The organism is Nodosilinea sp. LEGE 07088 (assembly GCF_015207395.1).
GTDB lineage: Bacteria > Cyanobacteriota > Cyanobacteriia > Phormidesmidales > Phormidesmidaceae > Nodosilinea.
In genome coordinates, this window is the sequence record NZ_JADEWX010000142.1 from 1 (window position 1) to 16,116 (window position 16,116).

A 16,116-nucleotide genomic window follows, 5' to 3' on the forward strand; every position below is an offset into this window, starting at 1 on the left:
CGGAGAGAGGGGGCAGAGAGGCTTAACTGGTGGGTTGGGGGTTGGGCGTTGAACGTTGGGCAGCCTTGCGACCGGGCAGGCGGGCCTTACCACCGAGAGCATAGATCCAAACCAGCACCATGGCCCAGTGGGTAAAGACAATCAGCCAGAGGGAGCCGGTGATGCCGTAGAGAGCGGTGAGCAATAGCCCTGCCCCGCCGACGAGGGTAAGAAAGCGGCGATCGCACAATGTATCCTGCGCCGCCCGGTAGACCGTCTTGCCCAGCACCCAGTGGTACAGCACAAACAGCCCCAGGCCGATCGCCGCCCAAACCAGCCAGCGCCCGGTGGCAATCCCCTCGATCGGATGGGGCAGCAGCAGCACCCGAAAGATCACCTCTTCGACCAGGGCGGGCACAAACCACAGGCGCAGGGCGTGGAGTACGGTGCGAATTGGATGGCCAAAGGCATTTTGCCGCACCAAAATGCCGTTTTGGCGGCCCCAGGGAATGGCGATCGCAGCGTAGATCGCCAGCAGGCCTGCCGCCGGCAGGACTCCGTACCCCGGCACCCCGGTAGCGAAGGCATCGGCAAAGCGTTGCACCACCCGCCCCAGCACCGGAATGCCGCCAAAGAGAGTCGTCGGCGGAATCGGCTCAATGCGGGGATCGTCGCCGCCCAGCATGTTGGGCCGCAAAAACCAGAGCTGCCCACCATGGCGTAGAAAGGTGCGTGCCACCGCATCGTGCCCCCAGCGGGGCATCATCGTTTGCCAGCTCAGCGCGCCGCTAAACAATCCCCTATTATTCGAAAAATCACCGGGCTCGCCAATTCCGGCCAGGGTCTCGGCATTGCTTTGCCAGTCGCGGCGAATCACACCGTAGGGGGTGAGCAGCGCCTCTAGATCTCGCCCCAGAGCCACAAACTGTTTGGCCCGCAGGGCTTCTGGGCTATTGGGGTTTTGCCGCACCCACTCCACCACGGCCGGATGGCTCTCGATCTGCCGCCGCACCTGCTGCATGGCGATAAACAGCGCCTGGTTCGAGTCCTGCACGCAGGAGGTGGCGGGGGTGACACCGGCCACCCCGGTGCCATCGCCCGTGCGGTAGCGGGCTGCCAGCACCTGGGTCTGAATCAACAACTGCCGAAACAGCGAGATATTGGTGTCGCCAAACTGGAGCGGCGTAATAAACGAGTCGAGTTTGACCACCACATCCGACACCGGGCGCAGCCCCACCCAGCCCCGCTGCATGTCGCCCATGTAGTCGGCCCAGTCGTGGGTGCCCGACAGCACCCCGCCGGAGTTGTGGGCGTAGATCTGCTGATATTGAATGTTGAACTGCAGCTCGTTGGTAATCGGTTCGCGCACCACCCGGGCCAGACCGTAGGCAAAATGGCCCGTGACCGTGCCAGCCGGGGCGAATTCTTTGTTTTCGCCGCCAATGCCACCAAACAGGTGAATGACCAGGGCATAGTCGCCCTCGGCCCAGCGAGCCCGAGCCGCGTCAGAGCTACCGCCATCGGGGCTGACCAGCACCCGTTGCAGCGTGCCCTTGCGTTGGGGGGTGTCGCGCCAGTTCTCGCGATCGATGTACTTGAGCCCCGGGTCTTCGCCAATCACCACCTGGTCGGGTTGGAGCTGAAACAGTTTGCGGGGCTTGAGTGCCTGCACCGTAAACATGCCCTCGGCATCGCGAGCGCCGTAGATATACCAGCCCGCCTCCCCGGCGGGCGAGTTTTCTAAATCCCGCAGGTTAGAGAAAAATCGTTCCCCATTCACCATCGGCTGCTGGGGAATGCGCACGGTGCCAGTGAGGCCGCTAAAGGCTTGGCTGGCCGGGTCATAAAACTGCACCCGAAAGAATTCGCCAGGGCAGGGGGCTGGCCCAGGGCATTCTGTTGGCAGGGGGGCGTTGACCGTGGTATCTGGCCCCAAAATTTTCACCAGGCCATACTCTCGCCCGGTAATTTGCACGGGCTCCAGCCCTGTCTGGAGTACCGGAGTACCGCCCTCGGTGGTGAGTTCTCCATCCACCAGGCGCACGGTGACGTCGTCCTGGGGCCTGGCACCAGCCAGCGATTGCAAGGGGCCGACCTGCTGGCGACCATTCAGCCGCACCGGCACCACGTTGCCGTTGGCCAAAAAATTCTCGGCCTGCTGGCTGAAGGTAATGTCTTTGGTGACGGTGGCGACGTAGCGATCGTTGGCCTCGGTAGATTTCCAGGTCAGCTTGACCACTTGGCCGACGACATCGGGATTGCCCTCGGCCCCGTGCCAGACCTCAAACCAGGCCCAATCGCCGGGGTCATTGGCGTAGTCTTGCTCACTGGGCAAGATCAGCCGCCCGCTCCAGACACCGTTGGGGCGCAGCGTTGGGGAGGTGGGCAGGGGTTGTACTAGATAACTCGCGACCTGGTTGAAGGGTTGCGACTGGGCGATCGCATAGTTAGAGCCCGGAATCTCCACCGCCAGGCCAATGGCCACAGAGCCCAGACCCAAAAGGGCGATCGCCGCCAACGACAGCGCTCCATAGCGCAGAAGTCGCCGATAGCGACGGCATAACCGCAGGCAAGCATTAACGAACAGCATGGCCTAAATCGTTGCCCAAGCAAGGACCAAAATGGAGGATTACCTCGATGGCATCATAGGCCTACAAATACCATGGCAAACATACGAAAAATGCAGATTCGCCCAGATTTTGGCCGCAAACTTCCAAAAGATGTAAGATTTCGCGGCTGCCACCGCCGAGCTAGGGGTTCTGGTATCGCAGATTTCAACCGACGACACCCAGGCAACGTTAACCAACGCCAACAAAGAGATAGTAGGGGCATAACATTATGTCGCCGGGCGGGGTACAACCTTACAGCGCGTGACACAGTGCTATGCCCCTACCGGGGTTCAATGCCCACCTCCGGGGAGTCAGCATACAATAGAGCCATCCTAGAGAATCATGCCGTGACCATGACTCCTCCCCGATCAATGCTCAGCTAGTCGCGAAAGGCGAGATGCCCAAATGCTGAATATTTCTTTGCCAGATAATTTGGAAGCGGTGATCGCTCAACAAGCTGAGCAAGCGGGCTTTGACACAGCAACCGATTACCTGGTGCATTTGGTTTTGAGAGAGCAAGACCGACTCTCTCAGCAGGCGAAGATCGAAGCACTTTTGATAGAGGGCTTAGAGAGCCGCGAACCCATTGAAGCGACCGATGAATGGTGGGAGCAGAGGCGATCGGTTGCTTGGCAACAGCAAACGCAAACCACGCCCCTGTGGTAACAAGTGCCTCCTGCGGAGATTGCCCAAAGGCTGCGAAAGCGGGCTGCTACAGAAGTAACGATCACCATTTTGATAGGTTGCATGGATGCAGTTGGTCGTCAGCCCAGGTGAGAGGATTGTTTGTGGTGTAGTAGCGAATGTGCTGGAGCGATCGCTCATTCCGAATGATGTGGTCGTAATAATTGCGCTGCCAAACCGGCGTGCCCACTGCATCGCGCAGGATGTTGATGCGTTTGGTCGTGGCATATTTGTAGGAACGAACAACCGCTGGAATTGAGCCGGGGGACATCTTGCCAAATACCGAGATATAAGGATTTTGTGGTACGTTGCCAGGGTTTGTGTAGGGGCATTGCACTGCAATGCCCCTACGGGTATCTTGGGCAACCAGAATTCCATGAACATGATTAGGCATCACAATATATTCATCAAGTTCAATATGTGAAAAATGTTCGGGAATCGCTTGCCAGCATTCAGTTGCTATTTGGCCAAATTCGTTTAATTGCATTTCACCGTTGACTACCTGGCCAAACAGGCATCGGCGTTGAAAGGTGCAGATCGTAATGAAATACGCCCCTGCGGCGGAGTAGTCGTACCCCTTGAGGCGAAGGGAACAACGGTGGTGTTTGTGGGGGTTATATTTCATCGGCAGGGCTGAAGGCCAATGCCTTGAGGATGCCCTCATGAAACCGCGTTAGCGCGAATTTGCCGTTCATTGCAGCGATCGGCGTAGGGGCAATTACCATGATTGGCGTAGGGGCATTGTCATGATTGGCGTAGGGGCATTGTCATGATTGGCGTAGGGGCATTGTCATGATTGGCGTAGGGGCATTGTCATGATTGGCGTAGGGGCATTGCAGTGCAATGCCCCTACAGGGGTTTGGTGACGATCGCGACAACGTCCTGGCTGATGCGATCGCCCATCTTGTCTTCAGCGACATCTAGGTCGTAGTCCATCTGCAAGCCCGGCCAAAATCGGGACGACATATCAAAATAGCGGGCTAGGCGCAGGGCTATGTCGGCGATCGCGCTCTAAGTCAACGCCACTGTTGGCAACTGCTTGTGCCAGCGGAGACTGACGAAAGAAATCAGACAGCTTTTCATCTCTATCAGTTTGTTGCTCAACCACATCAGCATTTAGGCTTTGAGCCAACAGTTGAATGATATGCAGCTTTTCTACAGGTGATAGCTGAAGGAGTTGCGCTTCTAGGTCTTGGACGGTCATTGGCGGTAACCTCCTGCGAGGATGTGGAGAGGCGAATGCTGCTATCAGTCTATCGCGATCGGATTCAAGCGTAGGTGGGTGGCGCGCCAGCAGAACCCAACGCTCCTGTGCTTGTGTTGGGTTACACTTCGTTTCACCCAACCTACTTTCTAATTACTTCGAAAGTTCTGCAGTAGATTTTATAACAGATAAGTCAGAATAGAAGGGATACTTTTACTTACAACAGCTTATGCTTATCGAGACTTATATCAGTGAGAGCCTTTTGCATATTGCTTCTTATTGTAGTTCAGCTTTATTTGAAATAAGGACTTCTATGTCAAATCCGGACAATGTGCCTATCTTCCTTGGAGATCTCATTAAATCTTCTACTGGCCCGGCACTTGCCTTTATCTTAAGCCTTTTTGCGTTTAGATGCCAGGAAAATAGGCGACAAGAAAAGGAATCAAAAAGCGTCAGATCTCTTCTTGAAATGGAAATTAATCACAATTTTTCTGAAATTGAAAGACTTATCAAGAATTACGACAAAATGACAGAAACTTTGGCTCAACCTGGCAAGCACGACTTTGTATTCGCACCTCATGGCATTGAAACTCAAGTTTTCAGTGCATTAACTGAAAAACTTTTTCCAGCACTAAGCCTTCAAGAGCTAAAAGATGTTTATAGCTTGTACAGCAGCTTTAAAACCGCAGCCTATGCTTATGAAAATTTCCAGCCCAAGGAGCTAAGGGATCAATCTAAAACCAATAGAAACTCTTATGAATGGATAGCAAAGTTGCTTCGAGGGCTTCAAGATCAAGAGGATAATCCTTTGAATAAATAGAGTTAAATATGTTTTTAATCATTCAAGGAAATCTAATACTTGGGCAGTCACTAAGATCTTAACAATTAACTAGTTGGCCCAAAGTCATCAGGTAATTCCTCGATCGCAACCCCCAACTCCCTACACAGCGCCTTCACCTGCGGAATCGTCGGCCTTGGCGTAGCTTCCCCAGTCTCCCAACGCACATAAGTTCGCAACGGTATTCCACAGCGGCGGGACAATTCTTCCTGCGTCAGGCCCAATTGATCGCGCAGTTGCTTTAGGGCTGACTCTGGCTTGGGTTCCTTTGGGCTGCTTTCAGGCATGTCGAGACATTTCGCCACAACTACAAAGCACCTTGACTAAGACGAGATGACATGTCACGATGGCATATAGCTTTTATTGCTGATTCGTTAGCTCAGTTTCCCATTTCGCGGAGGGTTTCGCACCCTTCGTGGAGATTCTTGCGGCAAAAGATCCCAGGGTTTTTCAAAAACCCTGGGATCTGGATCCCTTTCGCCATCCATTACTCCCATCTCGCCATGTCAGACTTCATCCCCAACAGCGAAATCTACAGCCTGCCACCCTCCGGCAACCCGCCCGGCCCAGCGCCCGCCGACCCGCGCGAACCCGTGCGCGTCATGCTGATCGGCACCGCCACCGGCATGGAACTCGTCATTGCCCATCTGCACCAACTCGGCTTTGCCGAACCCCGCGCCTGGAGCAAACCCCAGCTCGACCCCATCACTGGCCAACCCATCCGCATTCTCACCAAATGGATACGCCATTGAGCCTGGCTCCAGTTCTGCTGTTACAGGCCAGTTAAACAGGTGGATCGCTAGGTATAGTCAGTGTATTCCTAGCGCATTACCGTAGGGCCATGAGTACAGACATTCTCCCACCCCCCGACAGCCGTAGCGAGCTGGTGCAGTTTATTTTGCTGGCCCGCGATCGCGGTGCCACCGACGACTTCATTAGCAAGCTGCTGCGCGACTACGGCTGGCCTTCCCGCGAGGTGGAGCGGGCCTTTTTTGAGGTCTACGAAGATCTGACGGGGCGATCGCTGCCCACGCCCCAGGGCGCATCGGGCGAGCTGGCGCGGGATGCGTTCTTTTACCTATTGGCCTTTGTCACCCTGGGCATTTGGATTCAGGCCCTGGGCGAAATGGCGTTTGTGTTTATCGACCATCTAATTCCCGACAGCCTCAACCGCAGCTACGGTGACCCCTCCTGGCAGGTGGCCTTTGCCCTGGCCCGGCTACTGGTGGCCTACCCGGTTTACCTGGGGCTAATGCGGCAGATCAACCGCGACCTAGCCCGCCACCGAGAGAAGTACTTCTCGGGGGTGCGCAAGTGGCTGACCTACCTGACGCTGCTGGTGGCGGCGTTGATCGCCATCGGGGCAGTAATTGCGTTTTTGACCTCGTTTTTGCGGGGTGAGTTGACCCTGCGCTTTTTGCTCAAGGTGCTGGTGGTGCTGGTGCTCGACGGCGGGGTGCTGTGGTACTACTTCGACTGGATTCGGCGCAAGCCCGCCCCAAAGGGGCTGAGGGTAGAGGCGGTGAGGGGGTGAGGAGATGGGGGGAAATCCAAAATCCAAAATCTAAAATCCAAAATGTCCCCAGGTGAGGGGGTAGAAATTATGGTTAGGACGTTTGACCATCGGAGCTTTGATCGAGCCTTTGCAGGCGTCGCAACGGCAGCGGTAATTGCGGCGATCGCGGCGGGGTTTTGGGTGCTGGGCACACCGGGGCGGCAGCGAGATATTGCCGCCGATCGCCAGCGATTGCAGGACTTGAGCCTGATCGCCCAACGCTTGAATGAGCGCTATGCAGCCGCTGACGACGACAGCTTTGAGCTGCCCGAGACCCTGGCTGCTCAGGATTCAGAGAATGATCCGCTGACCAATCAGCCCTATGAGTACCAAAAACTGGGCGATCGCACCTTTGAGCTGTGCGCGATGTTTGATACTGACAGCAGCACCTACCGCCTGGGCAATCGGCAGCCCAACGCCGATCAGGAGCGCTGGCAGCACCCGGTTGGGCGGCACTGTTTTGAGTTTGATGTGACGGAGTTTCCGGCGTTGGCGTATTAGATTATTTCACCTGAAAAAAGATCTCGATCAGGAGCGCAAACTCGGCTCACCGGGCCGGTCGCGGCGAGACTCCGAATCGGTATTCAGGATAGGTATTCAGCCAGCCCCCCCTAACTGCACAGTTCATTGATCCACTCTTCGGAGCCACGGCCAGATTGGCACCGCACCTGACGACCGGCCCAGTCGAGTTGCCACTGGTCGCCCTCGGGCACAAACTCAAGGCGATAGCGTACACCTTTGACCGAGTCATCGGCGAGGCCCGTTTGGGTGAGGATGACTAGGGCTTGGTCATCGGTTTGCTCAACGAGCTCGGCCTCCTCGGCAAAGTTGCCGATATCGGGCTCGGCGCTACCAAAGGCGGCGAGGGCAATGGCGGTAGGCTCTTCCCCGACCGCGCCGTCGGGCACGGGGATTTCGCTGTAGGCCGAGCGATCGCCAGGGGCTGAGGGGGCATCGGGGGCGGTGGCAGAGGGGCCACAGGCTACCAGCGTCATCATCAGCGCGCCCGTGGTGAAGGCGGGCAGCAGGTACTGTTTGAGCATGGTTTTTTAGGGGGTTCGGTTAGTAGCTGGAGTGGGCGATCGCTGGCACCTCCTGCATTACCGCCTTAGGGTCAGGCAGGGTATTGGGGTCGCCGACATAGATACCCAGCGATCGCGCCACTTTGACCATGGTGCTGTCGGTTTCAACGGGGCCAGGGCAGACGCCGCGCTGGTGACAGCTGCGCACGGTGGCAATCACATCATCCATATCTTTAGACCGCACCCGGCCCGCTTCCCACACGGTCATACGGTTGTAGCGGCCCTCGGCGATCAGGTCTACGGCTTTGCGGCCAAAGGCCGAGGCCAGCAGGCGATCGCTGGCGGTAGGAATGCCGCTGCGCTGAATGTGGCCCAGCACCATGGCGCGGGTTTCGACCTGATCCATATCGCAGTAGGCGGTGTCGCCGGTTTGGCAGAGGGTGCGGCTGCGATCGGCGATCGCGGTGGCCAGGTGTTCACCCACCAGGTGCAGAGGGGTGCCGTCTTCGCCGTGGACGCCTTCGGCCACCACCACCAGGGCAAACTTGCGGCCCCGCTGGCGCAGAGTGGCGATATGCTGGCAGATTTGCGTCACCACCAGCGGGTTCAGCTCGGGCACCAGTTCTGGAATGAGAATCACATCGGCCCCGCCCGCAATGCCGCCGTGGAGGGCCAGGTGCCCGGCGTCGCGGCCCATGACTTCGACCACCATGACGCGATCGTGACTGGCGGCGGTAAAGGTGAGGTCGTAGAGGGCGCTGTTGACGGTTTGCACCGCCGTATTAAACCCAATAGATCTCTCGGTGAAGGGCACATCGTTGTCGATGGTTTTGGGAATGCCGATCAGGTTCCAGCCGCCTCGGTGGGCCAGGTCGTAGATAATGTCGAGGCTGCCGTCGCCGCCAATGGCAATCAGGGCATCGAGGTTGAGCTTTTGGTAGCCCTCTAGAATTTTGGCGATTTTCTCGGGGTCGCCGGGGTGGCCTTTGTTGAGCGAGCCCAGGATGGTGCCGCTGAGAAATTGCAGTACGTCTAACCCCTGCAAAATGCCGGGAATCTCGTAGCCGTGGTCGGTGAGGCGCAGATGCTCGGGGTCGTATTTGCCCTCGGCCACCTGAATTAACCCGTCAGTACTGTAGGGAATGCCAATCACATCCCACCCGCGTCGGTTAGCGCATTTGACTACGGCGCGAATGACGGCGTTGAGGCCGGGGCAGTCGCCACCGCTGGTGAGAATGCCAATACGTTGAATTGTATCCATAAACCAAAGACTCTCCGGAGCAGAAATAGCGCTGACCAGGTCACTCAAAACGCGATCATTCGGCCCAGGCCAGGCCAAAGGAAAAGCGCCGTACTGCTATCCTCAGGCCGAATGCCGTTGGCGCATCAACCATTCAACGATTCTTCAACAGTCTTATCAAGAGTTGTAATACTCAGAAACTGGATGCTGGCCAGGGATATTGGCCAGCCGAAGGGCAGCCTAGGAACGCCGCCTGTTTCTGGAGTTTGTCTACCACTCTAGAATGCTTTTGAACGAGTCTTCGGCGTCGGCGATCGCCGTTCGCATGTGCCGGTTCGTATTTTTGGCGGTGGCTTTTGCCATCCTCTCAGCGATCTCGGGGGTAGCTCCAAGCTGCACCAGTCGGGCATTCAAGGCCCGATTAAAGGCTGTCGCCAGGGCCGATTGATGAAAGTGGAGCTTGGCTAAGCGGGCTTCGTCGTCGGTCAGCTCAAAAATGCCCAGGGCTTTCATTTCGAGGGTGATGGTTTTGGCCTGGGGAGTGTTGTCTTTGGCGATCAGCCATTGCTCTACCCTGGGGTGTCGCTTGGCGAATTCTCGAAAGCTTTCCAGGTAGGCGGCCTGGCTGACCAACGCAACTGACTGGGCCAGGGTGGGCTCTGTTTGGGTGGTCTCTAGATAAAACGCCAGCAGTCCGGTGCCAAGGTTAATAAAGGGAAGCGTTGAACCGACCAGCTTGCCAAGCGGAGAGTTGAGGGCGGCGAGCAGTGAGTCGAGCCGCTTCACCAGGGGGGCCAGCTTTTGAATATTGGGGCCTTCTGCCGCCAGCACCTCGGCTAGACTCAGCACGGCATCGGCGGCATCGGCAGCGCTATTGGCTGAGTCTAGCGAAGCCAGGTCGCCAATGTCGGTGGTGAGAAAGCTCCAAAGGCGAGTGGCCATAGCGTGCAGAAAGTGAGTGGGATTCGGGCGCGGCCTAGGCCGGTAGAGCTGGGGTCGGTACTCAACAGGGAACGTTATTGACCAGCCTAACGCCACCCTAGGATTTGGTTCGCGATCGCAAGCAAATCTTAGAGTCTGGACTCATGCCAGCCTATCTCTGGTGGGGTCGGTCCTCAGGGGGGAGGCCGTGGCAAGTATACTGCTTAGCGAGCGTTGTCGGTCTCACTAACCCAAAACCATGACCCAGCCCTCCCTTCCTCAACCCGACCCGGCGGCCTTAAAAGCTGGCAGTATTTTGCTGGCGCTGTTTGTGGCCCTCTGCGGGCTCGATGCGGCCCTGGTGGCGATGTCCCAAGATCGCTGGGCGATTGGCCGCATTTTGGTCACCATTGTCGTGATGTATTTTGTCTTGCAGGGGCGCAAATGGGCGAAATGGCTGCTGCTGGGCCTGTTGAGTCTGGTAGTGGTGGCCCTGGCCGCATTAGTGCTGTTTTTGGGTTCCACGCTCTCCCCGGTTTTGCGAGTTGGCACAGGGCTCATGATTGGGCTCAGCGTCGTGACGGCGGTATATCTGGTAAGAAGCTCGGCCCTTCAGCAGTTCTTTCACTACCAGCGGCAGATGCGGGCTGTTTCAGACCTGTAGGGGCGCAGCATGCTGCGCCCCTACAGGTCCTTGCAATAGGAGAGGTGGGTCTCCTTGACCTGAAACCCGACCGATTCATAGAGGGCTTTGGCCTGGTTGGGGTTCTCGCTATCGACCCCCAGCTGAGCGGTGTCCATACCGGCGGATTGCAGCTGGTGCAGCCCGTGTAGCAGCATGGCCCGAGCCAGCCCCAGCCGACGATAGCCCCGGCGGGTACCTAGTAGGTTAATCCACCCTTCGCGCCGCTGTTTGCGGGCGTTTTCTTCGTGGTCGATGTGGCCACCGCAAAACCCGGCCAGGGTGCCATCGGGGGCAATAGCAATCCAATCTAGCTCGCGCTGGTAGGTGGGATAGTTAAGGCGATGCTGGCGATCGCGCAGGGTCAGCGGCGTAAAGTGCCAGTGATCGACAAAGCTCTCGTTAAACATTGCCACCCAGGCCTCGGCCTCGGCGGCGGTGGTGAGCCGGGGGGTAAAGCCCTCGGGAAACTGGGGTGCCGGGATGGGTTCGCTCAGCGATCGCGTCATGTCGTGGAACTGGCGCACGATGCCGTAGCCGTGGGTCTCGTAGATGTCTCGAAAGTAGGCGGCATCACTTCTGGTACCAGCGTAGACCTGGGCCGGGCGCTGGGCCTCTGCCGCCCGCGCGCGAACGCACTGTTCAGCCCAGCTCAGCAGTTCCGTCTCCAGGCCATCGCCGCGAAAATCGGGGTGCACGAAAACGCCCACCCAGGCTTCAAGCACGTCGGTGGGGTCTTCGATCCAGAGAGACACCAGGCCCACTAGCTGGCCCTCGGCGGTTTCCCAGAGCTGGCGCTGGTGGCTGCCATCGGGGGGCGGGTGGTCGAGGCGACGCTGGAGGTTTGCCAATGAAGGGGCGTTGTCGAGCTGATCGACCTGGTCGCAGATCTTGTAGAATGCTGCGATCGCAGGCAGATCGGGGTGTCCGGTACTGGGGCGCGACTGCACAGATACCAACTGTTGATTCGTCATAGATGCAACAGACTAGGGGGCTTTAGAGCTGCTACACCGTAGATAGGGACGGTTCCGGAAGGGCAGACACCTTAACCGGGTCTTACGATTTGCCGCCTAAGCTAGACTTGTCGCTAATTTAAGGGTGGATTTACCCTTCAGGATGAGCCAGGGATTTATCCTGAGGGTGCACCTGGTTGACCTCGGAGCAAATTTCGACCCTATGAGTATTCAAACTATTTCGACCCAGCCCTATAGCGACCAAAAACCTGGCACCTCGGGCCTGCGAAAAAAAGTGAAGGTTTTCCAGCAGTCAAACTATCTCGAAAACTTTGTCCAGGCCATTTTCGACAGCCTGGAGGGGTTTCAAAATCAAACCCTGGTGCTGGGCGGCGACGGGCGCTACTACAACCGTCAGGCGATTCAAATTATTCTCAAAATGGCGGCGGCCAACGGCTTTGGCCGTATCTTGGTGGGTCAGGGCGGCATTCTCTCGACTCCGGCGGCCTCCTGCATCATTCGCAAAAACCAGGCCTTTGGCGGCATCATCCTCTCGGCTAGCCACAACCCCGGTGGCCCCGACGAAGACTTTGGCATTAAGTACAACACCGGCAACGGCGGCCCCGCCCCCGAGGGCATTACCGATGCCATCTACGATCGCAGCAAAACCATCACCGAGTACAACATTCTCGCCGCCCCCGACATCGACCTCGATCGCGTCGCCACCCACAGCCTGGGCCACACCACCGTGGAGGTGATCGACTCGGTCAGCGACTACGGGGCGCTGATGGAAACCCTGTTTGACTTTGGCCAGATCCAGCAGTTGCTCTCCGGCGACTTCCGCTTCTGCATGGATTCGCTCCACGCGGTCACCGGCCCCTACGCCAAGGCGCTGTTTGAGGGCCGACTAAATGCCCCGGCGGGCACCGTGGTCAACGGCGAACCCCTAGAAGACTTTGGCGGCGGCCACCCCGACCCCAACCTGGTCTACGCCCACGACCTGGTGGAAACCATGTTTGGCGACAACGCACCGGCCTTTGGGGCCGCGTCGGATGGGGACGGCGATCGCAACATGGTGCTGGGCAACAACTTCTTTGTCACCCCCAGCGATAGCCTCGCCATTCTGGCCGCCAACGCCACCCTGGTGCCCGGCTACCGCAGCGGCCTGGCGGGGATTGCCCGCTCCATGCCCACCAGCCAGGCCCCCGATCGCGTCGCCGAAAAGCTCGGTATTGACTGTTATGAAACCCCCACCGGCTGGAAGTTTTTCGGCAACCTGCTGGATGCGGGCAAGGCCACCCTCTGCGGCGAAGAGAGCTTTGGCACCGGCTCGAACCACATTCGCGAAAAAGACGGCCTCTGGGCGGTGCTGTTCTGGTTGAATATTCTGGCGGTGAAGCAGCAGTCGGTCGAGGAAATTGTCAAGGAGCACTGGGGCACCTACGGGCGCAACTACTACTCGCGCCACGACTATGAAGGGGTGGAGAGCGACAAGGCCAACACCCTGATCGAGAATCTTCGCAACGGGCTGAGTGCCATGCCCGGCAAGACCTTTGGCCCCTTCACCGTCGACTACGCCGACGACTTTGCCTACACCGACCCGGTCGATGGCAGCGTCGCCACTAAACAGGGCGTCCGCATCGGCTTCACCGACGGCTCTCGCATTGTCTTTCGTCTGTCGGGTACGGGCACGTCGGGGGCGACCCTGCGCCTCTACGTAGAGAGCTACGAACCTGACCCGGCCAAGCACAACCAGGAAACCCAGGCGGCGCTGGCCGATTTGATTTCTCTCGCTGACGAGATCGCTCAGATCAAGACCCTCACCGGGCGCGATCAGCCCACGGTGATCACCTAGAGCGGGGATCATGCCGTTCCTATGCCCAGATCCCAGGGTAGAACTCTGGGATCTGCATTGGTATTTTGGGTCGCAATGACTACGACATTAATAGCGTCTTATGAAGAACTGACTCTCTCTCACCAGGTGCTGACATCATCGCGATCTGCCGATGCAGCGATGCTGATGGAGAATCCCATGGATTCATGCCGAGTCTCAATTCAATATGGAGATGTTTTTGCTCATCTATTCCAAAAACACTGCGCACGCCGCTTTAATTATCCTGACCTATGGCAACCGCTAACCCACTCCCCCTCAGAACCGTCACAGAAGGCTTGAACTTTCGGACAGTGGACGACCTCAAAAAAATGCTCCAACTACTGCCGATTCAAGAGAGACCGACCCGTAAAGCAGAACTCGTTGGTGCGATCGCCAATTACCTGTTGGGGCCCGGCTTGAAAACCCTCTGGCAAGAGCTGGATCAGCTACAGCAGGCCGCTGTGGCCGAAGCGGTTTATCTGACCGGGGGCTGCTACCAAGCTGAGCAGTTCCAGGCCAAATATGGGGCCTTGCCCCAATGGCGCGATCGCAGTTCTATGTACACCTACAACCGACCTGCCGCCAAGCTGGATCTCTTTTTCTACCCCACTGGCACCTACACAGCCTCGAATCTGTTGCCCGAGGATCTGCGGCTCAAGCTCAAAGTCTTTGTCCCTGAGCCCAAAACACTTACCCTGCCCAGCGCTGAACAACCGCCCCAGACCTTTCGGGTCGAGCATCGGTACTTCGATTACCAAAAGCGCCAGTCTGTAGAAACAGCGGAAGATGTGCCGGTGGTGTGCTGCCCTACGGAGCAAGTGGCCCAGCAAGACCTGCTGGCGGTGCTGCGGCTAATTCACCTGGGTAAAGTCAGCGTTAGCGACAAAACCCTAATGCCCAGCAAGACCACGCTGAACACCATTGCTCCCCTGCTGCAGGGCGGCGACTACTACAGCGCAGCCGATGAACCCGACAACGATTACCATGACCCGATTGGCACCATCAAACCCTTTGCCTGGGTGATGCTAGTGCAGGGGGGCGGCCTGGCCAGCCTAGATGGCAAGAAGCTGCAGCTGACCAAGGCGGGCCAAAAGGCGATGGGGGCCGCCCCAGCGAAAACCATCCAATCGATCTGGAAGAAGTGGCTCAAAACCACCTTTTTAGATGAGCTGCGTCGGGTGGAGTCGATCAAAGGTCAAACCGGTAAGGCCAAGCGCAGCTTAACGGCGGTCAGCGGTCGCCGGGCCCAAATTGTAGAGGCGCTGGGGCAGTGCCCGGCGGGAGCATGGGTGACCTATGACGACCTCAAGCGCTACATGATTGCCAGTAGCCAGACCTTCGAGGTCAGCCGCAATCCCGAGAATCTATACATTAGCGAGCCTGGCTATGGCTACCTGTATGAGGCCGGAGGCTCCTGGAGCATTCTGCAAGATGCCTATATGAGGTGTTTTTTGTTTGAATATGCCGCCACCCTGGGGCTGCTGGATGTAGCTTACATCACGCCCTACGATGCCCCCCGTGGCGACTTCGATAGCTTTTGGGGTGCCGATGACCTCTCGTTTTTGAGTCGCTACGATGGTCTGCTGGCGTTTCGGCTCACCCCCCTGGGAGCCTTTTGTTTGGGGCTGAGCGACACCTACACTGCTGCCCCGATTACCACTGAAAGTACCCTGCGGGTGTTGCCCAACCTCGACGTTGTCATGACCGGAGCACCCCTCAACCCGGCAGAACTTTTGATGATGGAGACCTTTACCCAGCAAACGGGGGATGCGGTCTGGAAGCTGGACCGGGAAGTGGCCCTGAAAGCGGCTGAGGCGGGGCATTCGCTGCAGGAGTTTTACGACTTTTTAACCCAGGTCAGTGCTGAGGCGCTGCCCAAGACGGTTGAGCAGTTTTTTGCCGACTGCCGCAGCCGGTCCCAGAGTCTGCAAGACCAGGGAATGGCCCGACTGATTGAATGCGCCGATGCGACGTTGGCGGCCCAGATCGCCCACGACTCGCGCACGAAGAAGTACTGTCAGCTGGCGGGGGAGCGGCATTTGGTGGTGTTGTTAGACCAGGAGACTCGGTTTCGCAATGGGTTGCGCAAGCTGGGCTATAGTTTGCCGATGAGTAAGGGGTAGAGATGGGGCGAAGCATAGGGCTTTAGTTCCACTGACTCTGTCAACTATTCCAACAACTCATTCGGCCTTGGCCGGGTAGACGGCTCAGTTAGCAGAGGTACACTCTGTAGCAAAAACTACATGATGGTCTGTGGGTACTAAACCCAACAAGATGTGGAGAGTTTCTTGCGATCCATCCAAATCCGGATAATATGCGGAAAATGTCTTGCGATCTGGCAGATAGAGGTGAATAGGCAGAAAGTTTCGGCCTATCTAACCTGACAGGGATAATATACGGAAACTTTCTCTCTAATAAGATTGTTAGCTGCGCGACTCGAAGTCGTTCGGGGGAGTTGGAAAGGACTCCTAAGTTCTTTCCCTGCTAGTGTTCAAGCAGATGTCCGCCTCGGAATGTTCAACCCGTAAGGGGAGGGCAGTATCAGCAGACGAGGTT

General features: G+C 57.4%; 16 protein-coding genes and 1 pseudogene. 8 read left to right on the forward strand and 9 right to left on the reverse strand.

What is annotated here, in order from left to right:
- Positions 1-22: 22 nt before the first annotated feature.
- Positions 23-2,569 carry a CPBP family glutamic-type intramembrane protease gene (locus tag IQ254_RS23290; RefSeq protein WP_193968546.1) on the reverse strand — a complete coding sequence of 849 codons (2,547 nt, stop codon included), beginning with the start codon at positions 2,567-2,569 and terminating at the stop codon, positions 23-25.
- A gap of 424 nt (positions 2,570-2,993) precedes the next feature.
- Here IQ254_RS23290 and IQ254_RS23295 point away from each other — a divergent pair, with 424 nt between their 5' ends.
- Complete coding sequence (locus tag IQ254_RS23295; protein WP_193968547.1) at positions 2,994-3,254, forward strand: type II toxin-antitoxin system ParD family antitoxin; 261 nt, start codon at positions 2,994-2,996, stop codon at positions 3,252-3,254.
- 61 nt (positions 3,255-3,315) lie between these two features.
- Here the strand turns inward: IQ254_RS23295 and IQ254_RS23300 are convergent, their stop codons facing one another.
- The 3 genes and pseudogenes from IQ254_RS23300 to IQ254_RS23310 all read right to left on the reverse strand — a co-directional run bounded on the left by IQ254_RS23300 (position 3,316) and on the right by IQ254_RS23310 (position 4,476).
- The gene (locus IQ254_RS23300) at positions 3,316-3,897 is read right to left on the reverse strand and encodes a transposase (RefSeq protein ID WP_193968548.1); all 582 of its coding nucleotides are present in this window, start codon (positions 3,895-3,897) and stop codon (positions 3,316-3,318) included.
- 224 nt (positions 3,898-4,121) lie between these two features.
- A pseudogene (locus IQ254_RS33855) lies at positions 4,122-4,274 on the reverse strand (transcriptional regulator); the annotation flags it as partial.
- Positions 4,240-4,476 carry a hypothetical protein gene (locus tag IQ254_RS23310; protein ID WP_193968549.1) on the reverse strand — a complete coding sequence of 79 codons (237 nt, stop codon included), beginning with the start codon at positions 4,474-4,476 and terminating at the stop codon, positions 4,240-4,242. The pseudogene IQ254_RS33855 and the gene IQ254_RS23310, both read right to left, overlap by 35 nt.
- A gap of 229 nt (positions 4,477-4,705) precedes the next feature.
- Between IQ254_RS23310 and IQ254_RS23315 the strand changes: the two genes are divergently transcribed.
- Complete coding sequence (locus tag IQ254_RS23315) at positions 4,706-5,296, forward strand: hypothetical protein (protein WP_193968550.1); 591 nt, start codon at positions 4,706-4,708, stop codon at positions 5,294-5,296.
- Positions 5,297-5,361: 65 nt separating this feature from the next.
- On the opposite strand, the gene IQ254_RS33860 is transcribed toward IQ254_RS23315, so the two are convergent.
- A complete protein-coding gene (locus IQ254_RS33860) occupies positions 5,362-5,601 on the reverse strand; it encodes a helix-turn-helix transcriptional regulator (protein WP_193968551.1) in 240 nt (79 codons plus the stop codon).
- A gap of 216 nt (positions 5,602-5,817) precedes the next feature.
- On the opposite strand from IQ254_RS33860, the gene IQ254_RS23325 reads away from it, so the two are divergent.
- The 3 genes from IQ254_RS23325 (at position 5,818) to IQ254_RS23335 (ending at position 7,370) form a co-directional block, all read left to right on the forward strand.
- A complete protein-coding gene (locus tag IQ254_RS23325; RefSeq protein WP_193968552.1) occupies positions 5,818-6,066 on the forward strand; it encodes a hypothetical protein in 249 nt (82 codons plus the stop codon).
- A gap of 89 nt (positions 6,067-6,155) precedes the next feature.
- The gene (locus IQ254_RS23330; protein ID WP_193968553.1) at positions 6,156-6,848 is read left to right on the forward strand and encodes a DUF5671 domain-containing protein; all 693 of its coding nucleotides are present in this window, start codon (positions 6,156-6,158) and stop codon (positions 6,846-6,848) included.
- Between the two features lie 69 nt (positions 6,849-6,917).
- A complete protein-coding gene (locus tag IQ254_RS23335; protein WP_193968554.1) occupies positions 6,918-7,370 on the forward strand; it encodes a hypothetical protein in 453 nt (150 codons plus the stop codon).
- A gap of 110 nt (positions 7,371-7,480) precedes the next feature.
- Here the strand turns inward: IQ254_RS23335 and IQ254_RS23340 are convergent, their stop codons facing one another.
- The 3 genes from IQ254_RS23340 to IQ254_RS23350 form a co-directional block, all read right to left on the reverse strand.
- Positions 7,481-7,912: a hypothetical protein gene (locus IQ254_RS23340; protein ID WP_193968555.1), complete on the reverse strand. Its 432-nt coding sequence runs from the start codon at positions 7,910-7,912 to the stop codon at positions 7,481-7,483.
- 19 nt (positions 7,913-7,931) lie between these two features.
- Positions 7,932-9,152 carry an ATP-dependent 6-phosphofructokinase gene (locus IQ254_RS23345; protein WP_193968556.1) on the reverse strand — a complete coding sequence of 407 codons (1,221 nt, stop codon included), beginning with the start codon at positions 9,150-9,152 and terminating at the stop codon, positions 7,932-7,934.
- 249 nt (positions 9,153-9,401) lie between these two features.
- On the reverse strand, positions 9,402-10,073 hold the full coding sequence (locus tag IQ254_RS23350; protein WP_193968557.1) for a hypothetical protein: 672 nt from the start codon (positions 10,071-10,073) through the stop codon (positions 9,402-9,404).
- A gap of 238 nt (positions 10,074-10,311) precedes the next feature.
- On the opposite strand from IQ254_RS23350, the gene IQ254_RS23355 reads away from it, so the two are divergent.
- Positions 10,312-10,716 (forward strand): hypothetical protein, encoded by a 405-nt coding sequence (locus tag IQ254_RS23355; protein ID WP_193968558.1) that lies wholly within the window; start codon positions 10,312-10,314, stop codon positions 10,714-10,716.
- 20 nt (positions 10,717-10,736) lie between these two features.
- On the opposite strand, the gene IQ254_RS23360 is transcribed toward IQ254_RS23355, so the two are convergent.
- On the reverse strand, positions 10,737-11,708 hold the full coding sequence (locus tag IQ254_RS23360; protein WP_193968559.1) for a GNAT family N-acetyltransferase: 972 nt from the start codon (positions 11,706-11,708) through the stop codon (positions 10,737-10,739).
- 202 nt (positions 11,709-11,910) lie between these two features.
- Here IQ254_RS23360 and IQ254_RS23365 point away from each other — a divergent pair, with 202 nt between their 5' ends.
- Complete coding sequence (locus IQ254_RS23365) at positions 11,911-13,542, forward strand: alpha-D-glucose phosphate-specific phosphoglucomutase (protein ID WP_193968560.1); 1,632 nt, start codon at positions 11,911-11,913, stop codon at positions 13,540-13,542.
- 269 nt (positions 13,543-13,811) lie between these two features.
- Positions 13,812-15,683, forward strand: a complete 1,872-nt coding sequence (locus tag IQ254_RS23370) for a hypothetical protein (RefSeq protein WP_193968561.1) — start codon at positions 13,812-13,814, stop codon at positions 15,681-15,683.
- The last annotated feature ends 433 nt before the right edge of the window (positions 15,684-16,116 follow it).